Genomic DNA, 2539 nt, shown 5'->3' with positions numbered 1-2539 from the left:
ACGCGCCTCGAGATCGACATAGCTGAACAGCGACCCGCTCGTCTCGTCTGCACCGCGCATGTCTGTCTCCGCCGTTGATCCGCGGCAGATGAATCATGTTCCGCAACCGGCGTCGAGGCCCGACTATTTCAGCACCCTGCTAGACGGTAGAGTTCCGAAGCATCCGCACCGTGCAGCAATCCGTTTGCAACGAGGTACCCCACCGTCTTTGCGGTGACACGTAGCTCCTGTGCGACGGCGCTGATGGAGAGATGGACCTCACCCGCCGCTTCTTCAGCGTTGGCACCATGCGCCGCACAGCCACTCTTGCACCAGAGCCATTACAAGCTGGGAAGGACTTCTTCTCGCGCTCGTATGCCTCAAGCATGCGCTGCGTCACGAAGCCCGTCGGAAAAATGCAGCCATCAGCCTGACGCTTTGCGAGGCCTCGGCGCACCAAGTCCTCTGAGTTGCGCTTGGCGAAGCCCTTGAGCGTAAATGGCTCCTGTGCGTTCGACGAAGCCTTTCCCTCTGACGGCACCCCAAGCACCAGCACTCCCCTTCTGACAGAGAAATGGTCGAAGACGTGCCGCCGCACGACGTCACGCAGGGGTTCGAATTCGTCACCTAGGCTCCGGCTTTTCAGCCATGTCGTCCAGGGACCGAAAAGCCGACCGAAGAAACGCCCATCCACGCCCTCCTCACGCGCCATCGCCGCGAGGCAGTCTGAAAGGGCCACAGGGCCATCTTTCAGCACGTCGTAGCCCGAGCCACCGAAACTCCTCCAATCGGCCTCCCTGTGCCCCGTCAGCGAAGCGTCTGGCCCCTGAGCAATGCGCAGCCCCAGCACCTCGCATGCGCGCGATACCACATTGAGCTCGAGACGGTCGATCCATCGATCTCCCCGCCCTTTCAGGATGCGGTCGGTGAGGTACTGCTCGAAAAGACTGAGTTCTGCGGGGACCATCGGCTGATCCAAGATCCACCCGTAGTGCTTCCGAAGCTGCGCCGAATAATCCCTGGCATCTTTGCTAAATTTCTCTGGCGGGAGGCTCACCAGCATGCAGCCATGCTCCGGACAGCTTCTGATCGACGAGAATTTCCACTGCAGGCGGCGCGGTACACGCCACGATTCAGCTGCAGACGGCGCCTCCGCCCTGACACACTCGGGACAGACACGGACACGCAAGCGTTGAAAACTCTGGAGGGAGGCAAATTCGTCTCGCAGTCGGAAATGCCCTTTTCCGAGGTGGCGCACGGATACCCGCTCCAACGCAGCCGCATCGCACCCGGCCAGCTGCGCCAATTGCTCGATCGCAATCCCCTCCCCGCGGAACAGGGGATCGATCGGAAAGGCAATGTCGCCGCAGAATCTCTGCATGGAGCTTGCGCCGCCCCTCGCCGCGAGTCGGGAGAGCAAAGACGATGCCGGCTCGAACGCGGCATGCCGAACAGTCAGCGGCAACTGAGGAAAGGTATTTCCGGGGATGGCAGGGAGGCTCTTGGCCAAACGAGACTTCCGAGATCATACAAAGGCAGGAATGTCCTGACTTTACGATCACAAGCTCAACTGGGCAACGCCACTCCGCATTCTGGAAGTTCCGCCTGCGGGGTCAGGCATCTGACATGAAAGTCAGTTTTGCCTGACACCCCACAGAGTGGAAGTGGCGGACCGAGGAGGATTCGAACCCCCGACCCCTTGATTCGTAGTCAAGTACTCTATCCAGCTGAGCTATCGGTCCGTGGAGGCGGGGTTTAGACTTAGCCGCAGAGATGCGCAAGAGGTGTTTTTGAAGTTTTTCAAATTCTCTCGAACATCACCCGACGTCACCCATCGGAAGGCGGATTTCGAAGCAGGTTCCGTCCGCGCCGGAGCGTGCCAGACGCAGGGTTCCACCGTGGTTGCGCACCAGCTCCGCCACGATGGCGAGGCCGAGCCCCGCCCCGCCTTTCCGGGCCCCGCCCTGGAACGGCTGGAACAGGTGCTCGCGGGCTTTCTTGGGCAGCCCGGGGCCGGTGTCGGTGACCTCGATGATCCAGGCGTCGTCCTCCTCGCGGGCGGCGACGCTGATCTCGCCCTCCTGCCCGGTGCCGGTGATCGCCTGCCGGGCGTTGCGCACGAGATTGCTGACCACGCGGTAGATCTGCTCGGGGTCGCCGCGAATCTGCATGGTTCCGGGGATGTCCTCGGAGAGGCTCACCTCATGCTCGCCGATGGCCAGCCGCTCGGCCTCGAGCACCTCGTTGACGAGCTCGGCGAGGTTGAACTGGGTGAGCACCGGCGCCGGCTCCTCGGCCTTGCCGAAGGCCAGGGTGTTCTCGCAGAGCGACACGGCGCGGGCGATGGAGCCCACGAGCTTGGGCGCCATGCGCTTGACCGAAGGGTCCTCGGACATCTCGATGCGGTCGGTGAAGAGCTGCGCCGAGGTCAGGATGTTGCGCAGGTCGTGGCTCACCCGGGCCACGGCGCCCCCGAGCTGCGCCAGCCGCTCCTTCTGCCGAAGCGAGGCGGAAAGCTGCGTCTGCAGGGACTGCAGGGCCTCTTCGGCCTCGCGAAGCT

Annotated in this window: 2 protein-coding genes and 1 tRNA gene; all 3 read right to left on the bottom strand. The window is 62.8% G+C overall.

The window, feature by feature from the left end:
* Positions 1-139 precede the first annotated feature (139 nt).
* The gene (locus HC022_RS23885) at positions 140-1489 is read right to left on the bottom strand and encodes a TniQ family protein (protein WP_254885255.1); all 1350 of its coding nucleotides are present in this window, start codon (positions 1487-1489) and stop codon (positions 140-142) included.
* Between the two features lie 155 nt (positions 1490-1644).
* Positions 1645-1721: transfer RNA gene (locus HC022_RS23880), tRNA-Arg, on the bottom strand.
* Positions 1722-1796: 75 nt separating this feature from the next.
* On the bottom strand, positions 1797-2539 hold a 743-nt coding region (locus tag HC022_RS23875), incomplete at its 5' end, for a HAMP domain-containing sensor histidine kinase (RefSeq protein ID WP_167454061.1).

This window comes from Salipiger sp. HF18 (genome assembly GCF_011806505.1).
Lineage (GTDB): Bacteria > Pseudomonadota > Alphaproteobacteria > Rhodobacterales > Rhodobacteraceae > Salipiger > Salipiger thiooxidans.
This window is presented reverse-complemented; position numbering and strand designations above follow the sequence as displayed.